20 protein-coding genes are annotated in these 23,366 nt (G+C 42.7%); 5 read left to right on the forward strand and 15 right to left on the reverse strand.

Going from position 1 to position 23,366, the window contains the following annotated elements; translation table 11 throughout:
- Positions 1–163: 163 nt before the first annotated feature.
- From icd to CE058_RS09605, 3 genes are all read right to left on the reverse strand, one after another.
- A complete protein-coding gene (gene icd, locus CE058_RS09595) occupies positions 164–1,432 on the reverse strand; it encodes an NADP-dependent isocitrate dehydrogenase (protein ID WP_048008371.1) in 1,269 nt (422 codons plus the stop codon).
- A gap of 212 nt (positions 1,433–1,644) precedes the next feature.
- A complete protein-coding gene (citZ, locus tag CE058_RS09600) occupies positions 1,645–2,766 on the reverse strand; it encodes a citrate synthase (protein WP_048008370.1) in 1,122 nt (373 codons plus the stop codon).
- A 544-nt stretch (positions 2,767–3,310) separates the two neighbouring features.
- The gene (locus tag CE058_RS09605) at positions 3,311–3,772 is read right to left on the reverse strand and encodes a DUF441 domain-containing protein (RefSeq protein ID WP_048008369.1); all 462 of its coding nucleotides are present in this window, start codon (positions 3,770–3,772) and stop codon (positions 3,311–3,313) included.
- A 223-nt stretch (positions 3,773–3,995) separates the two neighbouring features.
- On the opposite strand from CE058_RS09605, the gene ytvI reads away from it, so the two are divergent.
- Positions 3,996–5,117, forward strand: coding sequence for a sporulation integral membrane protein YtvI (gene ytvI, locus CE058_RS09610; RefSeq protein ID WP_048008368.1), 1,122 nt, complete (start codon positions 3,996–3,998; stop codon positions 5,115–5,117).
- A gap of 199 nt (positions 5,118–5,316) precedes the next feature.
- Here ytvI and CE058_RS09615 read toward each other — a convergent pair whose 3' ends face one another.
- From CE058_RS09615 to dnaE, 8 genes are all read right to left on the reverse strand, one after another.
- Entirely contained in the window at positions 5,317–5,703 is a 387-nt protein-coding gene (locus tag CE058_RS09615) for an FxsA family protein (protein ID WP_163142248.1), read from the reverse strand.
- A gap of 122 nt (positions 5,704–5,825) precedes the next feature.
- Entirely contained in the window at positions 5,826–7,586 is a 1,761-nt protein-coding gene (gene pyk / locus CE058_RS09620) for a pyruvate kinase (protein ID WP_048008366.1), read from the reverse strand.
- A gap of 86 nt (positions 7,587–7,672) precedes the next feature.
- Complete coding sequence (gene pfkA / locus CE058_RS09625; protein ID WP_048008365.1) at positions 7,673–8,632, reverse strand: 6-phosphofructokinase; 960 nt, start codon at positions 8,630–8,632, stop codon at positions 7,673–7,675.
- A gap of 397 nt (positions 8,633–9,029) precedes the next feature.
- A complete protein-coding gene (gene accA / locus CE058_RS09630) occupies positions 9,030–10,007 on the reverse strand; it encodes an acetyl-CoA carboxylase carboxyl transferase subunit alpha (RefSeq protein WP_048008364.1) in 978 nt (325 codons plus the stop codon).
- Positions 9,992–10,870: an acetyl-CoA carboxylase, carboxyltransferase subunit beta gene (accD, locus tag CE058_RS09635; protein WP_048008363.1), complete on the reverse strand. Its 879-nt coding sequence runs from the start codon at positions 10,868–10,870 to the stop codon at positions 9,992–9,994. The genes accA and accD overlap by 16 nt, the downstream gene beginning before the upstream one ends.
- Before the next feature lie 162 nt (positions 10,871–11,032).
- Positions 11,033–11,656 (reverse strand): FadR/GntR family transcriptional regulator, encoded by a 624-nt coding sequence (locus CE058_RS09640; RefSeq protein ID WP_082138924.1) that lies wholly within the window; start codon positions 11,654–11,656, stop codon positions 11,033–11,035.
- A gap of 8 nt (positions 11,657–11,664) precedes the next feature.
- Positions 11,665–12,903 (reverse strand): NADP-dependent malic enzyme, encoded by a 1,239-nt coding sequence (gene ystJ / locus CE058_RS09645; protein WP_048008362.1) that lies wholly within the window; start codon positions 12,901–12,903, stop codon positions 11,665–11,667.
- A 189-nt stretch (positions 12,904–13,092) separates the two neighbouring features.
- Complete coding sequence (gene dnaE / locus CE058_RS09650; RefSeq protein ID WP_048008361.1) at positions 13,093–16,452, reverse strand: DNA polymerase III subunit alpha; 3,360 nt, start codon at positions 16,450–16,452, stop codon at positions 13,093–13,095.
- Positions 16,453–16,567: 115 nt separating this feature from the next.
- Here dnaE and ytrH point away from each other — a divergent pair, with 115 nt between their 5' ends.
- Together ytrH and ytrI are read left to right on the forward strand one after the other, a co-directional pair.
- The gene (gene ytrH / locus CE058_RS09655) at positions 16,568–16,963 is read left to right on the forward strand and encodes a sporulation membrane protein YtrH (protein WP_309229251.1); all 396 of its coding nucleotides are present in this window, start codon (positions 16,568–16,570) and stop codon (positions 16,961–16,963) included.
- On the forward strand, positions 16,960–17,460 hold the full coding sequence (ytrI, locus tag CE058_RS09660; RefSeq protein WP_163142251.1) for a sporulation membrane protein YtrI: 501 nt from the start codon (positions 16,960–16,962) through the stop codon (positions 17,458–17,460). Before ytrH ends, ytrI begins: the two co-directional genes overlap by 4 nt.
- Before the next feature lie 30 nt (positions 17,461–17,490).
- On the opposite strand, the gene CE058_RS09665 is transcribed toward ytrI, so the two are convergent.
- A complete protein-coding gene (locus tag CE058_RS09665; protein WP_048008359.1) occupies positions 17,491–18,429 on the reverse strand; it encodes a DHH family phosphoesterase in 939 nt (312 codons plus the stop codon).
- Between the two features lie 138 nt (positions 18,430–18,567).
- Between CE058_RS09665 and CE058_RS09670 the strand changes: the two genes are divergently transcribed.
- Complete coding sequence (locus CE058_RS09670; protein ID WP_048008358.1) at positions 18,568–18,873, forward strand: YtpI family protein; 306 nt, start codon at positions 18,568–18,570, stop codon at positions 18,871–18,873.
- 435 nt (positions 18,874–19,308) lie between these two features.
- On the opposite strand, the gene CE058_RS09675 is transcribed toward CE058_RS09670, so the two are convergent.
- From CE058_RS09675 to CE058_RS09685, 3 genes are all read right to left on the reverse strand, one after another.
- A complete protein-coding gene (locus CE058_RS09675; RefSeq protein ID WP_048008356.1) occupies positions 19,309–20,628 on the reverse strand; it encodes a CBS domain-containing protein in 1,320 nt (439 codons plus the stop codon).
- A gap of 82 nt (positions 20,629–20,710) precedes the next feature.
- A complete protein-coding gene (locus CE058_RS09680; protein ID WP_048008355.1) occupies positions 20,711–20,959 on the reverse strand; it encodes a hypothetical protein in 249 nt (82 codons plus the stop codon).
- A gap of 105 nt (positions 20,960–21,064) precedes the next feature.
- Positions 21,065–21,745: a metal-dependent hydrolase gene (locus tag CE058_RS09685; protein WP_048008354.1), complete on the reverse strand. Its 681-nt coding sequence runs from the start codon at positions 21,743–21,745 to the stop codon at positions 21,065–21,067.
- A 516-nt stretch (positions 21,746–22,261) separates the two neighbouring features.
- Between CE058_RS09685 and CE058_RS09690 the strand changes: the two genes are divergently transcribed.
- On the forward strand, positions 22,262–23,359 hold the full coding sequence (locus CE058_RS09690) for a M24 family metallopeptidase (protein WP_048008353.1): 1,098 nt from the start codon (positions 22,262–22,264) through the stop codon (positions 23,357–23,359).
- Positions 23,360–23,366 lie beyond the last annotated feature (7 nt).

Genomic DNA, 23,366 nt, shown 5'->3' on the forward strand with positions numbered 1-23,366 from the left:
TTATGTAAGAGGCTGTTACAAGTAACAGCCTTCCTATATACACAATTTCAGAGAATCGCCAGCTGACCGGCAAAAGAAGTTTCCTCAGGGAAGCACACAAAATAGCACTGCATGAATAGTATATTAGTCAAAAGCGCCTTTTATTAAAGGCGCTTTTACTTTTTTATTCCATGTTTTTAATTAGTTCGTCGGCAAATTCAGAGCATTTCACTTCAGTTGCTCCATCCATTAGACGCGCAAAGTCATATGTTACGACTTTAGAAGCAATAGATTTCTCCATAGATTTAACGATCATGTTTGCAGCTTCGTTCCATCCAAGGTGCTCAAGCATTAATACACCTGAAAGAATAACAGATGAAGGATTAACCTTATCAAGGCCAGCATACTTCGGAGCTGTACCATGTGTTGCTTCAAAGATCGCATGTCCAGTTTCATAGTTAATGTTTGCTCCAGGAGCAATACCAATTCCGCCTACCTGTGCAGCAAGAGCATCAGAAATATAATCACCGTTCAAGTTCATTGTTGCAACAACATCAAACTCTTTTGGACGGGTAAGGATCTGCTGAAGGAAAATATCAGCAATCGCATCTTTAACAATAATTTTGCCGGCTGCTTCTGCATCTGCCTGAGCTTTGTTTGCAGCCTCAACACCCTGCTCATCCTTAATGCGGTCATATTGAGCCCAAGTGAATACTTTTTCTCCGTACTCTCTTTCAGCAAGCTCATAACCCCAGTTCTTAAAGGCACCTTCAGTAAATTTCATGATATTGCCTTTATGTACAAGTGTTAGAGATTTACGGCCTTCTTTAATGGCATACTCAATAGCAGCACGTACAAGGCGGCTCGTTCCCTCTTCTGAAACAGGCTTAATGCCGATGCCTGAAGTTTCCGGGAAGCGGATCTTATTAACACCCATCTCATCCTGAAGGAAAGAAATTAGCTTTTTAACCTCATCAGAGCCTTTAGCATACTCAATGCCGGCATAAATATCTTCAGTATTTTCACGGAAAATAACCATATCAGTATCCTGAGGGCGTTTGACTGGAGAAGGAACACCTTCAAACCAGCGAACCGGACGCAGGCACACAAACAGGTCAAGCTCCTGGCGAAGCGCAACGTTTAGAGAACGGATTCCGCCGCCGATTGGCGTTGTTAATGGACCTTTAATGGCAATAAGATATTCATTGATCACGTCAAGTGTTTCAGAAGGAAGCCACTCTCCAGTCTGGTTGAAGGCTTTTTCTCCTGCTAACACTTCTTTCCAGACAAGCTTGCGCTCACTATTATATGCTTTTTCTACAGATGCATCCAATACACGGGAAGCTGCCGCCCAAATATCAGGTCCTGTTCCGTCTCCTTCGATAAAAGGAACGATTGGATTGTTTGGTACGTTTAGTACACCATTAGTAACTGTGATTTTTTCACCTTGCATTGTTATACCCTCCATTTTGAAAAGTGCAAGCATCAGCCTTTTTATTTATATAGTCTTCGGTCGGCGCAATGCTGCATCAGTATATCAGATTCAAAGGTTAGAAGGCATATGCCCCTAACCTTATCCCTGCTCTCTCTATTACAGCAATTTTTTGATAAAAAGTAAAATGCTGAGTAGTAATTTTAGTCATTTTAATCTGTTTTTTCAGCCTATTATAGACCTCTTTGCTCTACTGGAACGTATTTTTGCATTCCCGGACCTGTATAGTCTGCACGCGGGCGGATCAAACGGTTATTTTCATATTGTTCGAGAATATGAGCCAGCCAGCCAGATACACGGCTTACAGCAAAAATCGGCGTGAACAGGTCATGGTCGATTCCCAGGCTATGGTAAACAGAAGCAGAATAGAAGTCGACATTTGGCGGAAGTTTTTTCTCCCCGGTAACAATCGCTTCAATTTGCGTGGACATTTCGTACCAGTGTGGTTCTCCAGTAAGTTCTGTAAGCTTTTTAGACATTTCCCTTAAGTGCTTGGCACGAGGATCGCCCTGACGGTAAACACGATGGCCAAAGCCCATGATTTTCTCTTTCTTTTCAAGCTTTTCACGGATATACGGCTCTACATTTTCAAGAGTGCCGATATCAGTAAGCATCTTCATTACCGCCTCATTGGCACCGCCATGCAATGGTCCTTTCAATGCGCCAATAGCAGCTGTAACTCCTGAATAAATATCTGACAAAGTAGCTACACATACCCGTGCAGTGAACGTGGAGGCATTCAGTTCATGGTCCGCATGAAGAACCAGCGCTTTATTAAATGCTTCAATTGCGATTGGTTCAGGCTCTTCGCCTGTAAGCATGTATAGGAAGTTGGCTGCAAATCCAAGATCTGTTCTAGGAGCAATTGGTTCAAGGCCTTTTCTTACTCTTGCAAATGCCGTTACGATAGCAGGCATTTTAGCTTGAAGGCGAACTGCTTTTTTATAGTTTGCTTCTTCATCCATCTGGTCTGCTTCTTCATCATAAAGTCCTAATAGAGACACTGCAGAACGAAGGGCAGCCATTGGATGCACTTTGTCAATTGGATATGTTTTAAAATGGTTCAGAACTTCCTCTGGAAGAGAGTAGTTTGCTGCAAGCTGACTCTTTAACTCATCCAGTTGGGTTTTAGCAGGAAGCTTTCTGTGCCATAAAAGATAAATAACCTCTTCAAAGCTTGCATTTTCAGCCAAATCATCAATATTGTAGCCAGCATAGGTTAATGTATCGTCTATGATGGAGCTGATAGACGAAGTAGTAGCTACTACCCCTTCAAGACCGCGTGTTACTGTCATACCGAATCTCTCCTTTACATAATAAAATTTCCCCATACCCATTTTTGTCTGTACATTAAACATAAGTAAGCCGAACCTGATTTTTCATCTTTCAGAAAAGCTTCCTCGTCATGTCCACATTCTGCTTTACCTTTTTGGGACACTTTTATAGGGCTGCAGGACAGCCAATGAAAAGCCGGCTTTATCAGCCGATCTACAGACCAAATTTATGAAAGGTGAAACCTTCATTTGGTGAACTCCCGATATATGGAAGAAATAAACTTTCAATTGGCATGCATTAATCGAGCGGTTGCTCGGTACTTACTTAAAAAAAAGAAAATGCTTACATTTTCCAAAAATGAAAAAATAAATATATTAATAACATTTTAATAGAGCTTAACTGAATTTAATAGGTACCGTGAAATAGGTTACGCTTACAAGTCCTATTATAAACAATTATCTGACTTTTGTGAATGAAAAGCACTTAATTTGTTAAAAAATATTATTTTTCAAGAAAAGTTTATTTGCATTATTGCCCAAAGGCAATGAAGGATCTAAGAACATTTCATTTAAAAAGCTCAAAGACTTTCATTGCCATATACGCAATCCCTGCTCCTATGAGAGGACCGACGGCAATGCCTTTAAAAAGGGAGACAGCAAGAATGGTCCCCAGAACAAGAGCTGTTGTAATATGGGGATCTTCAGCCAGCAATACGATGCCGCCTTTTGCCAGAAGCGCAACTGCAATCCCCGAGACTAGAGCAACCCACGCATAAGGAGATTTAAATGCCCCGCCTAAATCCCGGAAGCCGATTTCACCACTGGCTATAGGTGCAAGGACAGCAATGGTAATAATGGTTACACCCCAGTTAATTCCCTTGGACTGCAGAAATGAAAAAGTTTTTGAATCCAGGCCGGCTGCTTTAAGGACAATCAAAACAAAGACAGCAATGATCAGTGATTGATTTTTTGCTATTACACCTATCCCCAGCAATAGAAACAAAAAAATGAGTGATTGGGAAAACATCTGCTAATTCACCTGCCAGCTTTCTATATTATCGTAACATAATTTAAATCAATTTAATAATTTCCGGGTTCTTTGCCTGATATTTAAAAATAGAATAAGTACTAATAGAATATATCTAATTATTTTAAGCTCTTGAAAAATGATGTATGATATGACTAATAACATTACATAAAGTAAAGCTGCAATGACTTAGTCTGTTCAAATTTAATAAGGAGGCTATTACTTGAACCCGGCATATATCTATCGGACCGTAAGATTTTTCTTTGTCATTGGAGTGGTGATCTTAAGTCTCTATGCTTTCCTATATTTATCCAAAGTGACTTATCCTTTCATTATTGGACTGGCCATTGCCTTTCTAATTAACCCTTTGGTCAATATAATGGAGGTTAAATGGAAATTACCAAGGGCTCTTGCAGTGCTCATTGCACTGATTATTATCTTTGCCATTTTTGCCGGATTAATCACATTGCTGGTGGCTGAGATCGTATCAGGTGCCGATTATTTAGCAAAAGTAGTACCTCAGCACCTTGATACCTTAATAGGTTTTGTTGAGCAATTCTTTGCAGGGCAAATCATTCCTCTTTATAACCAGCTGGCAAGTTTATTTAATAACTTGGGAACAGGACAGCAGGATACCATTATGACGAATATAGAAAATGTCGGGAAGCAATTTGGGTCTACACTGGGAGATTTTATCCAGGCATTTTTCGAGAAAATCCCAAACATTCTTTCATGGTTTCCCAATGCTGCAACTGTCCTGATCTTCTCGCTGCTGGCCACTTTTTTTATCAGCAAGGATTGGCACAGGCTTTCAGGTATATTCAGCCGCATGCTGCCAAGCCGCGCAAAAAAAAGCGGCAGAACCGTATTTGCCGATCTGCAGAAGGCTTTATTTGGTTTCGTCAAGGCACAGGCTACTTTAGTATCTATTACTACGGTTATCATACTTGCCGGACTTCTGATTCTGCGTGTCGATTATGCCATCACAATTGCGCTTGTGACTGGCCTTGTCGATATTATTCCCTATCTCGGAACAGGGCTGATTTTTGTGCCGTGGATTATATATGAGGCAATCGGCGGAGAAATGAGCAGGGCACTCGGGCTGGGCATTCTTTATATCATCGTTTTGGTCCAGCGCCAGATAATGGAGCCAAAGATTCTTTCATCAAGCATCGGACTTGATCCTTTAGCAACCCTGATTGCTTTATTTGCCGGTTTTAAGCTGATTGGCTTTCTGGGCCTGATTGCAGGTCCGGTTACTCTTGTCCTCCTCACTACTCTTCATAAAGCTGGGGTATTCAGAGATATCTGGTTATTTATAAAAGGCAATGAAAAAGCCGATTAGGGTCATAAATTTTGGCATCCCCTTAAGTCATGCTATGCTGCGGTTTGGATATAGGGCACTTGCCTAACCAAAAGAGTAAAATGTCCCCGCTCAATGGCAATAGTTCCACTGAGCGGGATAATAACCATGGGATTGTCATCTTCCAGTAAATTAAACCAGCCGCTCCAATGAATCGGAGCGGCTTTATATATAGCTATTTTTATCTGATTATCGTGATCGTTCCCTTGTTCATCCATTTTTTCAGCCCTATATAAAGCATATTTTTAAGGACTTTTCTTGTTGAAGGAAGAAGCAAAGTAAAACCTAATGCATCTGTAATGAAACCGGGTGCCAGAAGCAGCGTCCCGCCAATAAGGATGCAGGCCCCTTCAAGAATAGCGTCACCAGGCATTTGCCCGTATCGCAGCTGATCCTGGATTTTTCTGATTGTTTCAAGACCCTGCTTTTTAGCGAGATAAGCACCGAAAACACCTGTAAGCAGGATAATCGCAAGTGTAGGCCATAGCCCAATGGTGTTGCCAGAAAGAAGTAAAACTCCAATTTCAGCAGCTGGAACGATTATCATCAGCAAAAGAATGTAGCGCATTAAGCCACCTCTATTTTGTTTAAGACTTACCATTATTATATCAGACAAGGCACTGAGAATATAACTATTTGTCCGGCAAACTAAAAAAAGGAAGGGAGCCCCCTTCCTTCTACAAATTCAAATTATAATACGCTTGCATGGCCGTTATAAATTACACCGCGCTGAGAGTCAACTGTGATTTCCTGTCCATCTTTTAGAAGGCTTGTTGCATTTTCAACCCCTACAATGACAGGTATACCAATATTAAGACCGACAACAGCGGCATGGCTTGTAAGCCCGCCTTCTTCTGTAATAAGCGCACTGCATTTCTCAATCGCAGGCACCATTTCACGGTCTGAGCCAATTGTAACCAGAATAGAGCCTTCTGTTACCTTCGCTAATGCTTCCTCTGAATTTCTTGCCACAACGACTTTTCCAAAGGCTGATTTACGCCCGATTCCTTGTGCCTTAGCAAGAATGTCCCCCACTACATGAATTTTCATTAAGTTGGTGGTACCTGCTTCACCCACAGGAACTCCTGCTGTAATTACAACTAGATCTCCTGAAGCAACAATTCCGCTGTTCAAGCTTTCTTCAACGGCGATATCAAGCATATCGTCTGTTGTAGATGCTTTCTGGCCAATTTGAGGGTATACACCCCATGTTAAAGATAAACGCCGTGACACATGGTCATTAGAAGTAACGGCAACGATTGGTGCTTTAGGACGATACTTGGAAATCATCCTAGCTGTATGGCCGCTTTCAGTCGGAGTGATAATTGCGTTGACATCCAGGTTTAGAGCTGTATGTGCCACTGATTCTCCAATTGCATCAGTAATGTTATGCTCATTATCTTTGCTGCGATTTGACAGAATTTCTTTATGATCTAATGCAGATTCCGCTCTTGATGCAATGTTGTGCATTGTCTGCACAGCCTCGACAGGATAAGAGCCCGCAGCCGTCTCACCGGATAACATGATTGCATCAGTACCATCAAAAATGGCATTTGCTACATCACTCGCTTCTGCGCGTGTAGGTCGCGGGTTGCGCTGCATCGAATCGAGCATTTGTGTTGCAGTAATGACTGGTTTCCCCTGTGCATTGCATTTTTTAATTAATTTCTTTTGTACGAGCGGCACCTCTTCTGCTGGAATTTCAACTCCGAGGTCTCCGCGTGCTACCATAAGTCCGTCAGAAATTTCAAGGATTTCTTCAATATTATCTACACCTTCCTGATTTTCAATCTTAGGAATGATGTTGATATATGATGCATTGTGCTCTTCAAGCAGCTGTCTGATTTCCAAAACATCAGATGCTCTGCGGACAAAAGAAGCGGCAATGAAATCGACGCCCTGTTCAATTCCGAAAATGATGTCCTGCGCATCTTTCTCTGTTATGCCGGGAAGATTGACAGAAACACCTGGAACATTGACTCCTTTTTTATTTTTAAGTGTTCCGCTATTTAAAATTTTTGTGTGGATTTCACTGTTGGCCTTATCAATTTTTGTCACTTCCAGACCAATTAAACCGTCATCAAGCAAAATTTTGCTTCCTGTGCCCACATCTTCAATAAGGCCTGCGTATGTAACAGAAAACTTATCTGCTGTTCCTTCAACCTCGTTCATGGAAATAATAATGTTTTCCCCAGCGCTCAGTTCAATCGCGCCACCCGCCATATTATTTGTGCGGATTTCCGGCCCTTTAGTGTCCAAAAGGATGGCTACAGTTTTGCCGGTCTTTGCTGAAGCTTCACGGATATTTTGAATTCGCTGGCCATGTTCCTCGAAATCACCATGGGAAAAATTCAACCGGGCAACATTCATGCCTGCTTCAATAAGCTGTGTTAACTTTGCAACACTTTCACTGGCAGGTCCAATAGTACAAACGATCTTCGTTTTACGCATTATAATTTACCTCCTGAATTAATACAGCTAGATTACCGGCACAGGCGGCTTTTGGGAGCCGCGTGCTGGTTTATTATGTGGCAAAATTAAATAGACAGCTCTTTCGAGAGTTTGTAAAGATCCAGGTCAAGTGTATGCTCTCTATCCAATATTTCAATTATATCATGGTCAACCAGTTTATTATTTTGAATTCCTACTGCACGTCCGCCTTTTCCTTCAAGAATAAGCTCAACTGCATAAGCTCCCAGGCGGCTAGCCAGCACCCGGTCGAATGCAGTTGGGGAACCGCCCCGCTGCATATGACCAAGCACGGAAACACGTGTATCAAAATTTGTTGTTTCTTTGATTTGCTTGGCAAATTCCACGCCGCTGCAGACTCCTTCTGCAACTACAATGATACTGTGTTTTTTGCCGCGTTCATGTCCCTTTTTCAATCTCTCTGCAATTTCATCCATACTATAGCCGGCTTCAGGAATAAGGATTGTTTCCGCACCGCCTGCTAATCCTGCACATAAAGCGATGTCTCCTGCATCTCTTCCCATTACTTCAATGATAAATGTTCGTTCATGAGAAGTAGCTGTATCACGGATTTTATCAATTGCATCAATAACCGTATTTAATGCTGTGTCAAAGCCAATAGTATATTGCGTTCCCGGAATATCGTTATCGATGGTGCCAGGTACGCCTACACAGGGAAATCCATGCTCTGTCAAAGCTTTGGCTCCACGGTATGAACCGTCCCCGCCAATTACGACAAGACCCTCAATACCATGCTTGTTCATTTGATCAATGCCCTTTTGCTGGCCTTCTTTTGTTTTGAACTCTTCGCTTCTTGCTGAATGCAAAACAGTACCACCGCGATGGATGATATCTCCAACCGAACCGAGGTCAAGCTTCTTAATATTTCCTGACATCAAGCCGGAATATCCGCCATAAACACCATACACTTCAATATTATGATAGATCGCTTTACGGACAACTGCACGTACAGCCGCATTCATGCCAGGAGAATCGCCGCCGCTTGTTAAGACTCCTATTTTCTTCACAATAATCACCTCAAATTTTTATATCACCATAAGAAAGCGTGTTTTCTTGCTGTGCTGTATTTTAACAGCCTATAAAGAATGTACATGCCTGCCCGAAAATTCTGTATGTAATATAGGCTCTCTATATGTAAAGCAGAGCATTCTATGCTTATCTTATTATTGAACAAAACGCTATTGAATATTTCTAAAATACCATGAAGAAGGGAGCATCTCAACTTAATCAGACAATTTCAAAGAAATACAGAATTGTCGGGATACTGAAAGCGTTTTATATAGAAAAAACTGCTTTTTTCTACTATAAAGACAGTATTATTGCGACTCTCCAACGCCTGAGCCGGCCCTCGCTTTCTGCACAGCCAGCTATGAAAAAAATAAAAGCGTGCTCGAAAGCACGCTTTTATTTTACCCCAATAAATTCCTTTAAAAACGAATATTCGCCAATAGATTTGAACTTGTTGTACCGGTGATTGATCAGCTGGTCTTCAGTAAGATCCATCAGATCCTTCAATGAGTGAGTAAGGACTTCACCAATTTCCGCAGCCTGAACCTTGACATCTTTGTGGGCTCCGCCCTTTACTTCTTCAATAATCTCATCCACCACACCCAGTTCCTTTAAATCCGGTGCGGTGATTCTCATGGATTCTGCAGCTTTTTTTGCCTGGGTTGCATCTTTCCAAAGAATAGCAGCCGCTCCTTCTGGAGAAATAACCGAATAAGTGGAGTTTTCGAGCATATGGATATGGTTTCCTACGCCAAGAGCAAGAGCCCCGCCGCTTCCGCCTTCCCCAATGACGATACAAATAACCGGGACTCTGAGGCTTGCCATTTCAAACAGGTTCTTGGCAATTGCCTCACTCTGTCCTCGTTCCTCTGCAGCTTTCCCTGGGTAGGCACCCTTTGTATCAATGAAACAGATAATAGGCCTCCTGAATTTATCGGCCTGCTTCATAAGCCTTAATGCTTTGCGGTATCCTTCGGGATGCGGCATGCCAAAATTTCTGCGGATATTCTCTTTTGTGTCTTTTCCCCGCTGGTGGCCGATGACAGTAACCGGAACTCCCCTAAACTTTGCGATACCGCCAACAATCGCCTCATCATCACCAAAAGCACGATCCCCATGACACTCGAAAAAATCCTCAAAAAGGTGAGAGATATAATCCAGTGTAGTCGGCCTTGCGGGATGCCTTGCAATCTGCACACGATCCCACGGTTTCATATTTTCATATATATCGGCTTCTAATTTTTCCAACCTGGCTTCCAGCTTCTCTATCTCAGAAGATAGGTCTACATCGGCTGTTTTGGTAAACTCTTTTAATTCAGCAATCTTTTTTTTCAGTTCCATAACCGGACGCTCAAATTCTAATTCTCCTGCCATTGGAAGTCACCTCCTGGTTGATGTATGGATAAAATAGCTGATATTTTTTCTTTTAACTCTGTTCTAGGTATTACTGCATCCAATTGACCGCATTTTAGTAAGAATTCTGCTGTCTGGAAGTCCTCCGGCAATTCTTCACGGATCGTTTGTTCTATGATCCTGCGTCCCGCAAATCCAATCAACGCACCAGGTTCTGCCAGATTATAGTCGCCCAGTGAAGCAAAACTTGCAGATACACCGCCTGTTGTCGGGTGAGTCATGATTGAAATAATGAGTCCTCCATTATCACTGAATCTTTTTAGTGCGACACTTGTCTTGGCCATTTGCATCAGGCTCAAGACTCCTTCCTGCATTCGTGCACCGCCTGAAGCGGTAAATATAATAAAAGGAACCTGCAATTCATCAGCTTTTTCAATGGCACGGGTAATTTTCTCTCCGACTACTGAACCCATGCTTCCCATTCTGAATGTGGAATCCATAACAGCTACTGCAATTTTTTGGCCGTTTACAGTGCCTGTCCCAGTCACTACCGCTTCATTTATCTTTGTCTTTTCCCGATCCTTCTCCAGCTTTTCAATATAATCCGGGAAATTCAGAGGATTTTCAGATATCATGTTCGCGTTAATTTCTTCAAAACTATTAGCATCCAAAAAGCTTGCTAAACGCTCTTTTGAATTCATAGTATGGTGGTAATGACAATGGAAACACACTTTAAGGTTCTTAACCAATTCTTTGGTATACATGATTTTCTTGCAGTTAGGACACTTTGTCATGATTCCTTCCGGCACATCCTGCTTTGCCGTTTCCGATGGAATGGTAGCATATTTCTTCTTCTTCGTCTTAGTAAAAATATCTTTAAGCAAGATGAAACCTCCCTGATAATAGCTAAATCATTTCCATTAATTTCATCAGTGGTCAGACCACTGATGTAAAAATGAATGCCTAACTTTTCTAGGCTTCATTTATGCTTGTCTGATTATTTAAATATAGATGATATCCAAAATTAATTCTGCAAAAAATTGTCGTTAATCCTTCGACAAATTTCTTAAATTTCTATATACACGAATAACTTCGGAATCTTTTCTGGAAATCAAGGTATCAACCAGCTCTGCATATTGCTCCTTGGTGATCATCATTTTCTCTAAATCCAAAGAATTGTAATAATCTTTGAGAATGATCCAAATACGGAGGAAAAGATGATTATCTGCAAGTGTGACGATTTCAAGAAAAAAGTCATCATCTGTGCAGTCTGATTCCAGGGTCCATTTTTTGAACCTCAGTAGCCGATCTTCATCAGCCTTTTGAATAATTAGCCATAAACAATCAAGTTCAATAAGAAACTTGGTTTCTTTAACATCTCTTATAGATTTCTTATCCTGAAGAATAAACGTGCTGAGCAGCTGTACGAGCTGATGCCCCCTAAAATCCCTCATAAAAGTTCCCTCGCCTCTCCTTGTCTCAATTAAGCCAAGAAGTTCAAGAGCTCTTAATGCTTCCCGAACGGAAGAGCGCCCGACACCCAGGCGCTCTGACAGCTCTCTTTCGGAAGGCAATCGATCTCCAGGCTTAAGACCATCATGTTCAATCATGGTCCTAAGCTGTTTGACAATGCCGATATAAACCTTCGTGTTATTTTGAGGTGGATTCACTTATGGAATCACTCACCTTTTCCAATGACTGCAAGTTGCTTCGTTTTTTCCTTCACTTCTTCAGGATCAACTTTAATGCGGGCAACGCCCGTTTCCATAGCTGCCTTTGCTACAGCAGCTGCAACTTCCGGTGCGACACGGGGATCGAATGGCCCCGGGATGACATAATCTGCATTCAATTCATCCTGATGAACCAAATTAGCAATGGCTTCTACAGCAGCCACTTTCATTTTCTCATTGATATGAGTTGCTCGTACATCCAATGCTCCGCGGAAGATTCCGGGGAAAGCCAGCACATTGTTTACCTGGTTTGGAAAGTCGGATCTTCCAGTTCCAACCACCATTGCCCCAGCCGCTTTTGCTTCTTCAGGCATAATTTCAGGAGTTGGATTAGCCATGGCGAATATAATCGGATCCTGATTCATAGTGCCAATCATCTCAGCCGTCAGGGCTCCGGCAGCAGAAACCCCGATGAATACGTCAGCCCCTTTAATAACATCTGCAAGGCTTCCATTCGCATTCTCGCGATTCGTGTACTTTGCAACTTCATTTTTAATTTCATTCATACCCTGCGGGCGGCCTTCATAAATAGCACCTTTAGTGTCACACATAATGATATCGCGAACACCGTAGCTGTATAAAAGTTTAATAATGGCAATCCCGGCAGCACCGGCACCATTTGCGACAACCTTAATTTCATTCATTTTCTTCCCGGAAAGCTTCAGGGCATTTACAAGGCCTGCAACAGTTACAATAGCAGTCCCATGCTGATCATCATGAAAAACGGGAATGTTTGTTTCCTTCTTTAATCGCTCCTCTACATAAAAGCAATTGGGAGCAGCAATGTCTTCAAGGTTTACGCCTCCAAATGTAGGCTCGAGAAGTTTTACAGTCTCAACAATTTTATCTACGTCTGTCGTATTAAGGCAAATTGGAAATGCATCCACTCCTGCAAAACTTTTGAAAAGTACAGCTTTACCTTCCATTACAGGCAGGGCAGCTTCCGGCCCGATATTTCCTAGTCCCAGCACTGCTGTTCCATCGGAAACAACCGCGACCATGTTGCCTTTCATCGTATATTCATAGACAGTTTCGGGCTTATCATAAATCTCCTTGCAGGGCTCAGCAACCCCCGGTGAGTAAGCAAGACTTAAGTCTTTGGCATTTCGCACCTGTACTTTAGATTTAGATTCCAATTTCCCTTTATTAGCTCTATGCATATGCAAAGCTTCTTCACGTAAGGTCAAAATTTTCACTCCTCATATTCCGGATAGGATTATATATAAACATAGACTTGACGAATACATGCTTTAAACTCTGCTGCAGTTCTGTTTCAGAATCAGAATGAGCAGGGCTTTTCTTTCGCTCACAGTGGTCAGACCAGTTTATTTTTCTTCTTACAAATATACCATAATTGTTATTGTTGTAAAGGGTAATTACTTTAAAACCACGTTATTCGGGCCAAGCAGCTGCATAAGTAAATTAAGGAAATCCTCTGTCGGAGAGACCAGATCCTCTTCACCCAGGCGAATGGTTTTTCGGGAGGTTTCATAATACAAAACCACTTGAACACTGCCTTCATTTTTCTTAAATAATTCTTTGAGCAAACGAAGATTTTCCGTTGTCTCCCGATCCTCAGTAATCCTTAAATACAATACGGGATCTTTATTTTGCATTTTTTCAATGGCTTCCTTCACATCATCGAGTTGCTGTACAATCATCTGCTTTTTTCCGTCCCGTTCCTCCAGCTTTCCCTCCGCTAAGACGATGTTTCCCTGAGAGCAGAGCATTGAAAACCGGTTAAACACCTTTGGAAACACAACTGCCTCCATATCTCCCGTCTGATCGCTCAAGGAAAGAAACGCCATTGGCTCGCCTTTTTTCGTACGGATTTTTTTTACTTCGGATAAATAAGCAACAGTTTTTGCCTTCTTAACCGTTTTTTCGAGTTCAGTCAGCGGACAGGCTTCCAGCAGGGAAAAATAGGATTCGTAAATTGAAACAGGATGATCTGATAAATACAGACCGAGCACATCTTTTTCAAATTTCAGCTTGTCCTCGGAACCGATCGGATCTACTTCTGTATATTTAGGCTTAGGAAAAAATTCATCATCCTCAAAGAAATCAGCTTGATCATCTTCAGGCAAAACCAGCTGGGCATGCTCCGCAGCTACATCCAGGCTGGCCAGAAGAACAGCTCTATCTTCTCCAAATTCATCAAAGCTGCCTGAATGAACCAGCGATTCAAGGATTTTGCGATTTACTGCTTTTGTTGAAACTCTTATGCAAAAATCAAACAGATCTTCAAAGCGCTTGTTTTTTCTCGCCTGAAAAATATCTCTTAAAGCTGCAGCACCGATTCCTTTTATAGCAGCCAGGCTATATCTGATAGAATTTTTCTCTGCCAGAAAGGAGTAGCCGCTTTTATTAATGGAAGGCGGGCTGAGCGTTAAGCCCATCTGCCTCAGTTCTCCGATATATTGGGCAATCCTGCCTTCATTTCCGATAGCTGAAGTCAGCAGGGAAGCCATAAAGTGAAGCGGATAATGAGTTTTTAAATAAGCCAGCTGATAGGCTATGAAGCTATATGCAACAGCATGGCTCCGGTTGAATCCATAATTTGCGAACCGGACGATTAGGTCATATATATCATGAGCGGTTTGCTCATGATAGCCTTTATTGACTGCTCCCCCAACAAAATGGACACGTTCACGGTCAAGCACTTCTTTTTGCTTCTTGCTGACTGCTCTCCGAAGCAAATCTGCTTCACCCAATGAAAATCCGGCCAGTCTTGCAGCGATTTGCATAATTTGTTCTTGATACACAATGACTCCATACGTATTTTCTAGAATAGGCTTCAAGTCAGGATGAGGATATATGATTGGCTTCCTTCCGTGCTTCCTGTCAATAAAAAGAGGGATATTTTCCATTGGGCCAGGGCGATAAAGAGCATTGACAGCCACAATATCCTCAAACCGCGTTGGCTGAAGCCTTGTCAGGACACTGCGCATCCCATCAGATTCAAGCTGGAAAATACCTGTTGTATCTCCTCTTCCCAAAAGACTGTATACATCCTCATCATCCAGGGGAATTTGTTTTATATCAATCTGTATGCCTGTCTTTCTCTGTATAGAGCTTAGGATATTCTCAATTAATGTCAGGTTTCTAAGACCGAGAAAATCCATTTTTAAAAGGCCGACATCCTCGAGATGCTCCATTGAATATTGGGTCAAATAAACATTTTCATGCCCTTTTTGAATTGGAATGGCCTCAACAAGCGGATGCTCGCTGATGACAACTCCGGCTGCATGGGTCGATGTATGCCTTGGGAGTCCTTCCAGTTTGACAGCTGTGTCAAATAGTCTCCGATTTAAATCGGATTCCTGGGTAAATCTTCTTAAAGGCTCAGATTCTTTGTAGGCCTCCTTGAGAGTGATGCCCAATTTGGAAGGTATTCTTTTTGAAAGCATGTCCAGCTCTTTAGGATTAAGCCCAAATGCCCTGCCGACATCCCGGAGTGCCGCTTTGGCAGCAAGGGTCCCAAATGTAAGAATTTGAGCCACATGCAATTCTCCATATTTTTGGGATACATACCGAATTACCTCATCCCTTCTGTGATCCGGGAAATCAATATCAATATCAGGCATGGAGATTCTTTCCGGGTTAAGGAACCGCTCAAATAGGAGCTGATGCTCAATGGGATCCACATCTGTTATGTAGAGGACATAAGCAACCATCGAACCGGCAGCAGATCCCCGTCCCGGACCGGTTAAAATGCCATTTTCCCTCGAGAACTTCATAAAATCCCAAACGATTAGAAAATAATCACTGAATTTCATGTTTCTGATAATGTTCAGCTCATACCGCAGCCGATTCTTATGCTCATCATCTCCATCCGGATATCTGTCAGCAAAGCCCTGCCAGCACACTTCTTCCAATAGCTCATCGGCACTTATGCCTCCTGCAGCAGGGTATTTAGGAAGATTCTGTTTATCCAGCTCAAGCATTACATTGCATTGCTCAGCAATCATAATCGTATTCTCTAAAGCATCCGGATACTCTGATAGCAGTTCCGCCATTTCCCCGGATGACTTTAAGTAATACTCATTGCTCTTCAGCCGTTCTCTATCTTCATCCTGAAGCTTTTCACCATTTTTAATGGCCAGCAGGCACTCATGGGCAAAAGCTTCCTCTTTTTTTATGTAACAGACACCATTTGAAGCCGCCATGCCAATTCCGGTTTCTTCTGAAAGGTTAACCAGGGGGACGTGGATTTTTTTTTCTTCATGCAGCCCATGATCCTGTAAAGCGAAGAAGAAAGAATTTGGCTCGAAAATGCTGCTGAAAAGGTCAGCTGTTCTTTTTGCCTGGCCGTATTCACCTGCCATAAGAGATTGTTCGATCTCCCCATTTATGCCTGGAGTTAAAGCAAACAATCCTCCGGCATAGTGTTTAAGCCATTTAACAGGAATGCCTTCAGGAGTTTTTGTCTGGACCGTGCTCGTGATTTTTAATAAGTTCTGAAACCCCTGCCGGTTTTTAGCCAGGAGGACCAATGGATAAGCTTCGCCTTCAGATATCTCGCTTAGTACATCCACAGAGAGTCCCAGGATCGGCTTTATGGACTGCTTAAGACATTCTTTATAAAAGGCGACTGCCCCGTACATGACATTTCGGTCCGTCAGAGCCAGGGCAGGAAACCTATTTTCCCTTGCGCTCGTCACAAGCTGCTCTATTCTTGCCGTGCTCGACAGCAGGCTATATGCGCTATATACATGAAGGTGAATAAATGACATGTTTCTCACACCCTTAATTTCTGCTATTTTCATTATAGAACGCCCGTTTCCAAAAAGAAAATATGTTCTCTTTTTAACAGCACCTAAAAAAACATATTTTAATAAGTTTGTCCATATGATGAAGTATCAAGATAATTCTGGCAGGACCATTCCTGCAGCGAGGATGGATGATATGAATACCCAGCCCTTTTTCTCCACTTTAATTGAGAGCTATTTCATTGCGTTCGGTGTTTTGATTGGAGGTTCAATCATTGGCGGCATGGCTGCTTTTCTGACAGGAAAGCCTCCTTTAAATCAAATCTTCCAGATTTCCAATATGATTCGCATTTGGGCCATCATTGCAGCGATAGGAGGGACCTTTGATACAGTTTACAGCTTTGAAAGAGGCGTTATGGACGGACAGACTAAGGACATCTTCAAGCAATTTATGCTGATTCTTTCTGCTCTCGGAGGGGCACAGACCGGCGCCATGCTCATTAACTGGCTGACTCAGGAGAACATTTCAGCATGAGGATACCGCCTTACTACCGATTGCCATCCTGGCAGCGTTTTTTTGCAGGAATGGCGCTGGGAGGCATTATCAGCTGGTTTATTTTTTTATTTATCTTTGGGCAATGGCAGGAGAGATACAGCAAAGAAATCAAGCTTCAGCAGGATGCTATTTATGAATTGGAAAAAGAAAAAGAAATCTGGCAGGAGGAATTCAAAAAATTAAATAAAGAAAACCAGAAAAAACTGACTGTCCAGGATATTTCCATTAAAATTGTCAACGGCGAAAAATATAAACTGGATTCCTTCAGTGTTTTCCAGCTGGAAGATAAAATAAAAGAGGATATCAGCATGATGATTGCCAAAGACATGGATACTGTATATAAAAGCAGTGAACTGATCAAAAAAATCATAGAGAATAAGACACATCGCGTAAACGAAAAAAGGTACCGGGTGGAAGTTAAAGAATTGGTCATCTATTCCACTGTCTCAATTGAATTGAATATAATGCTGGATTAATGCCCGGCTTTTTTTGCCGGGCATCTTATGTCAGTTGTCTCTGCAGACAGCCTCAAGGTCTCTTACAACGGATTCCATCTCATCCCATGAATAAATGGAAGCTCCGGCAGCAAGAGGATGACCTCCGCCTTTATACTTCCTTGCAATTTCATTAATTATTGGACCCTTAGAACGGAACCGTACACGGATTTGATCGCTTTCCTCGATAAAGAAAACCCATGCTTTTATTCCCTTCACATCGCCAAGAGTGCTTACGAGCAGGGATGCTTTGGAAGGTACCGCCTTAAATTCTTCGAGCAATTCCTTTTTCAGGACCATTACAGCAGCCCCGCTGGGTCTCATCTCAAAATTCTGCAGCACATATCCCTTCAGTTTAACAATATTTGCGTCCAGCTCGTACATCTTATCAAACAGTTCCGGACGTGAAAAATTATAATGTATCAGTTCACCCGCAAAGGCAAACGTCTTTTCTGTTGTGCTGGGATAAAGAAAACGGCCGGTGTCGCCAACTATTCCAGCAAATAAAAGCCTAGCCGCCTCATCAGACATTTTTAGTCCCTGTTCTTTGCCGAAAAGATAAAACTCATAAATCATTTCACTTGTAGAGCTTGCATCTGTATCCACCCACATTAAATCCCCATACGGATCCATATTAGGGTGATGATCAATTTTAATCAGCTTGCTGCCCGTTCCATATCTGCCATCACATATCCGCTCTGCATTTGCTGTATCACAGACAATGACCAGCGCACCTTTATATGTATCATCAGATATTTCATCAAGCCTTCTCATAAAATGAAGTGTTTCTTCTTCCTGCCCGACAGTAAAGATCGCTTTCTCCGGAAATGAAGCCTTAAGGATTTCAGCAAGGCCCCCCTGTGAACCATACGCATCCGGGTCCGGACGGACATGCCTATGAATAATGATTGTTTCATATTTTATTATTTCATCTAATATCTTCTGTTTCATGGCGCGCTCCTTTTATTCTGAATACTATATTTTTACCATACCACCATGAAAAGAAAAAGAAAACACTGCACGCTTATGGCATTTTTTTAAAAATGAAGGTAGAATAATAAGAGATTGTCGAAACTTGGAGGTTATGGAATGCCTATATTTGTTATCCTGATTATACTCTCTTTTTCTTTCTATATTTTCTACAAAGTAAAGTTCTTCAGAAGCAGACAGCCGGCTGAAAGACAATGGATATCAGCCAAGTCCAGAATTGCCCTGGGTTCATTTGTTGCCATTTTTGGCCTTAATCAGCTGTTTTTATACGATACAACAACTGCTCTCATTGTGGCGATTGTGTTTATTCTTATTGGCGGTCTAAGCATATGGGGCGGCATAAAAGCATACAAATTTTACACGCCTCATGCTGTGAAAGAAGCTGAAGCAGCAAGGAAGGATTAAAGATACCCGGACATCTGGAAGAAGCCATGCAAAAAAGCCGTTCAATTTTGAGCGGCTTTTTGTTTATTAGTATGAAAGTTTAACTTTGAACGTGGATTACTGTCTAGCTCCAGCGCCTACCCCCTCGAGGTCACAAGCTTGGCTTGTTTCGGCTCCTAGGGACGAAAGACTAGCCAATCCCTTCCAGAACGAAAGAACACCTTCTTGCAGGGCTCGTCTTATGCTTGTCGTCCCTGAGCAGTCGCCTCCACATTTCGGGCAATCCTCCCAAAAAGGCAAAGGACGCCTTTCCGAAAGGCTCGTCTTGTGCTGGAGGGCCCGCGGACAAGGAAGGCTTCGTCAGCATAAACATCACGACCGAAAGCAGCAGCTTTTGGGAGGACGTGGCGATCTTAGTCTGCGTTCCTTCGTGGGCAAAGCGCTTACGCATTTCTTTTAATGTCTGTCAATCAGCTGGCACATCATCATCGCCTTACCCACAAGGACACCTTCGTTAAAAACTTCAACATCCACTTTACCGAACTTCCGCCCTACTTCCAGGACTTTGGGGTAGATTTCAAGCATACTGTCAATCTGAACAGGTTTTATAAAATAGACTGTCATATTTTCAACTACGAGATCTCCCTTTTTATAGCTTCTTAACACTCTGTTTGCTGCTTCCGATACAATGGTTGTAAAGACTCCATAGGAAATTGTTCCAAGGTGGTTGGTCATCTGCGGAGTAACCTCGCAGCGATAGACGTCATCCCCTTTTGTTTTCCCCCGTGTCATAACCAGCTGGCTGGTGACAATATCGTCAATTGTTTCACCCACCTGCGGCTGCCTTTGTATCATCTGCAGTGCCTTCAGCACATCCTGGCGGCTTACAATGCCTTCGAGTTTATTCGCTTCATCCACCACTGGAAGCAATTCAATTCCTTCCCACACCATCATATGCGAGGAAGAAGCAACGCTCGTTTTTCCGCCAACTGTCATTGGGTTTTTAGTCATGATTTTTTCGATAAGCGTTTCCTTGTCATGTCCCATGATATCCTTGGAAGTAACTACTCCCTGCACCTTGAGATTATTATCGACAACCGGGAATCGGCTGTGGCCGGTTTCGCGGTTATATGTCATCCAATCTGCAATTGTATCGGTTGTTTTCAGAAAAATCGCCTCCTGCAGAGGAGTCAGGATATCCTCAACAAGTACAATCTCTTTTTTAATCAGCTGGTCATAAATAGCCCGATTGATCATAGTCGCCACTGTGAAGGTATCATAACTGCTTGAGATCACAGGCATCTGCAAATCGTCGGCCAGCTTTTTGACATGGTCTTCGGTATCAAATCCCCCCGTAATTAATACAGCAGCGCCAGCCTTCAAAGCTAATTCGTGTGCCTGTGTCCGGTTTCCGACGATCAGCAGGTTTCCGGCATCCGTGTATCTCATCATCGCTTCAAGTTTCATCGCCCCAATAACAAATTTGTTCAATGTTTTATGAAGCCCTGCTCTTCCACCGAGCACCTGGCCGTCAACGATATTAACAACTTCTGCAAAAGTAAGCTTCTCAATATTCTCTTTCTTTTTCCGCTCGATTCTTATTGTCCCAACACGTTCTATTGTACTGACATATCCCTTATTTTCAGCATCCTTAATCGCTCTGTATGCCGTCCCTTCACTCACAGCGAGCGCCTTGGCGATCTGTCTGACCGAAATCTTTTCTCCAATTGGCAGTTCATCAATATATTGTAATATTTGCTCATGCTTAGTAGCCAAGACTTTCACCCTCTACAAATTATTCCTTATTTTCATTATAAGGGTAAAGAGGCCTTGATACAATTGAGTCCGGCCATCTTCATTACCTGCCTAAGGAGTGCGCCCGCTTCCTGTCTGCCAATTTGCGCACCTGCTTCCCCGAAACAGCAGCTTTTTTCGGCGCATACAGCAATGCAGTCAGGTTTCCGGCAATGACAAAAAGGGCAAGGGCCAGCCAGCTGATGGCAAAGATCCCTTCCGTCCCTCCATTAAATACGCCCATTCTTGGAGCTGCATAATAAAGCATCAAGCCGCAAAGCAGCAAGCATAGCAAATATCGGTTTTTGTTCAATTTCGCTTCCTCCTTTATCCTGTCCTCCTTAAAATGTATGCGGACAGGCAGGGATTTAGTTATAAAAAAACAAACGCAGCCTCCATTAGAAGCTGCGTTTTCATATTACAATTCGATTGATTCCCCTGCTTCGAGAACCTGCCCGTTTCCACCTTCGAGCATGCTGATGAATTTATGAGGATCCTGCCTGATTGGCGGAAATGTGTTGAAGTGAATGGGAACAACCTTTTTGGCACCCAGGAGTTCTGCTGCGTATGCTGCATCATCCGGCCCCATTGTAAAGTTGTCTCCAATCGGCAGAAATGCCAAATCGATCGGATGGCGGTCGCCAATTAGCTTCATATCAGAGAAAAGTCCAGTATCCCCTGCATGATAAATGGTTTTTCCTTCTAATGTGACGAGCACACCGGCAGGCATCCCCAGGTAGATGATTTCCTGGTTTTCCGTCTCGAGACCTGTTCCATGAAATGCCGGTGTTAGCTTGACTCTTCCAAAGTCAAAATTATATCCGCCGCCGATCGACATTCCATGCGCTTTTACTCCCTGCCACTCAAGATAGGTGGCAAGCTCAAAGTTGGCAATGACAAGAGAATCATTGCGTTTTGCCAGTTCAATCGTGTCCCCGAGATGGTCACCATGTCCATGGGTGACAATGATGACGTCCGGCTTCTGATCCTCAGCTTTTAAGTCTGTCAAACCATTTCCGGTAATAAAGGGGTCTATTAAAATGGTTTTTCCCTGTGATTCAATTTTTACTACTGAATGACCATGAAATGATACTTTCAATTTGATGCTCCTCTCCTATTTTAAGTTATGTAAGTTACTTCAACGAAAAACAAGTTATTCCTGCTTCCTTTTTATATATACCCGAATTGGCAATCTTTAAAAAGTTTACAATATCTATGGTTAAAGATATATTTCTGAAGTTAGATAACTGTCTAGCTCCACAAGGAACGCTTAGACAGCATCATCATCGCACGGCTAAAAGCGTTAGCTTTTAGGAGGAGCGCCTGCCCCCTCGAGGTCACAAGCTTGGCTTGTTTCGGCTCCTAGGGACGAAAGACTAGCCAATCCCTTCCAGAAGGAAAGAACACCTTCTTGCAGGGCTCGTCTTATGCTTGTCGTCCCTAAGCAGTCTCCTCCACATTTCGGTTTGTCTAGTTGCGGCTCCTAGGGACTCAGGGTCATGCAGACGTCGCCACAAGACGGCGCTTTTAGTCTGCGTTCTATCGTGACCAAGGCGCTTGCGCTTTTCGTTTTTAGTTGCTACTCTCAAAGTATGAATATATAAGGAGGTTCACTATGAATAACAGATTGCAGAAACTGTCACAGTGGATGAAGGAAAATGATATACAAGTCACTTTTGTCACATCACCGGATAATGTATTTTATTTAAGCGGCTTTTTAAGCGACCCTCATGAACGCTTGCTTGGACTGGCTGTTTTCCAGGAGGAAGAGCCATTTCTCGTATGTCCGGCTATGGAAAAAGAAGATGCCAAGAATGCCGGCTGGAGCCATGAAATTATTGGCTACAGCGATATTCAAAACCCTTGGGAATTTATCCATACATCCATACATAAAAAAATCGGAAAAGTAAATAAAACAGCAATTGAAAAAGAGCATATGAATGTGGAGCGTTATGAAGCCATCTCCGGCCTGTTCAGCGATGCTTCATTCGTTTCGGCAGAAGCAAAGCTGCGCCAGCTTCGTATGGTTAAGGATGAAAAAGAATTGGAAATCATCCGCGAAGCATGTGCACTGGCTGATTTTGCGATTGAAACAGGCTGTGCCGAGATCCAGGAAGGAAAAACGGAACTGGATGTTCTGGCTGCCGTAGAGTACGCATTAAAGAAAAAAGGCGTTAATGAAATGTCTTTTTCTACCATGGTCCTGACGGGGGCTAACGGAGCTTCCCCTCATGGCACACCAGGAATGACGAAGATTCAAAAAGGGGACTTAGTCCTGTTTGACCTCGGAGTTGTCTGGAATGGCTACTGTTCAGATATTACGAGAACTGTAGCCTACGGTGATATCAATGATAAACAGAAAGAAATTTATGATACTGTCTTAAAAGCTCAGCTTGCAGCGGTGGAAGCGAGCAAGCCGGGAGTCACTTGCGCAGATATTGACCTGACAGCAAGAAACCTGATAGCAGAAGCCGGATACGGTGACTATTTCCCTCATCGATTAGGTCATGGGCTGGGTGTGAGCGTTCATGAGTACCCTTCATTAACAGAAACAAACCCGCTTATGCTTGAAGAAGGTATGGTCTTCACCATCGAACCGGGTATCTATGTCCCAGGTGTTGCCGGAGTGAGGATTGAAGATGACCTTGCTGTAACAGCAGACGGAGTAGAAATTTTGACCAAATTCCCGAAAGAACTTCAAATTATTAAATAGAGAGCAG

This window comes from Bacillus sp. 22-7 (assembly GCF_010628845.1).
GTDB classification, from domain to species: domain Bacteria; phylum Bacillota; class Bacilli; order Bacillales; family Cytobacillaceae; genus Cytobacillus; species Cytobacillus firmus_B.

What these genes read in the sequence shown, in the direction of transcription:
- icd (WP_048008371.1), bottom strand. Translation starts at nt 1,432, where the DNA reads ATGCAAGGTGAAAAAATCACAGTTACTAATGGTGTACTAAACGTACCA.
- citZ (WP_048008370.1), bottom strand. Translation starts at nt 2,766, where the DNA reads ATGACAGTAACACGCGGTCTTGAAGGGGTAGTAGCTACTACTTCGTCT.
- CE058_RS09605 (WP_048008369.1), bottom strand. Translation starts at nt 3,772, where the DNA reads ATGTTTTCCCAATCACTCATTTTTTTGTTTCTATTGCTGGGGATAGGT.
- CE058_RS09615 (WP_163142248.1), bottom strand. Translation starts at nt 5,703, where the DNA reads ATGCGCTACATTCTTTTGCTGATGATAATCGTTCCAGCTGCTGAAATT.
- pyk (WP_048008366.1), bottom strand. Translation starts at nt 7,586, where the DNA reads ATGCGTAAAACGAAGATCGTTTGTACTATTGGACCTGCCAGTGAAAGT.
- accA (WP_048008364.1), bottom strand. Translation starts at nt 10,007, where the DNA reads ATGGCAGGAGAATTAGAATTTGAGCGTCCGGTTATGGAACTGAAAAAA.
- dnaE (WP_048008361.1), bottom strand. Translation starts at nt 16,452, where the DNA reads ATGTCATTTATTCACCTTCATGTATATAGCGCATATAGCCTGCTGTCG.
- ytrH (WP_309229251.1), top strand. Translation starts at nt 16,568, where the DNA reads ATGATGAAGTATCAAGATAATTCTGGCAGGACCATTCCTGCAGCGAGG.
- ytrI (WP_163142251.1), top strand. Translation starts at nt 16,960, where the DNA reads ATGAGGATACCGCCTTACTACCGATTGCCATCCTGGCAGCGTTTTTTT.
- CE058_RS09665 (WP_048008359.1), bottom strand. Translation starts at nt 18,429, where the DNA reads ATGAAACAGAAGATATTAGATGAAATAATAAAATATGAAACAATCATT.
- CE058_RS09670 (WP_048008358.1), top strand. Translation starts at nt 18,568, where the DNA reads ATGCCTATATTTGTTATCCTGATTATACTCTCTTTTTCTTTCTATATT.
- CE058_RS09690 (WP_048008353.1), top strand. Translation starts at nt 22,262, where the DNA reads ATGAATAACAGATTGCAGAAACTGTCACAGTGGATGAAGGAAAATGAT.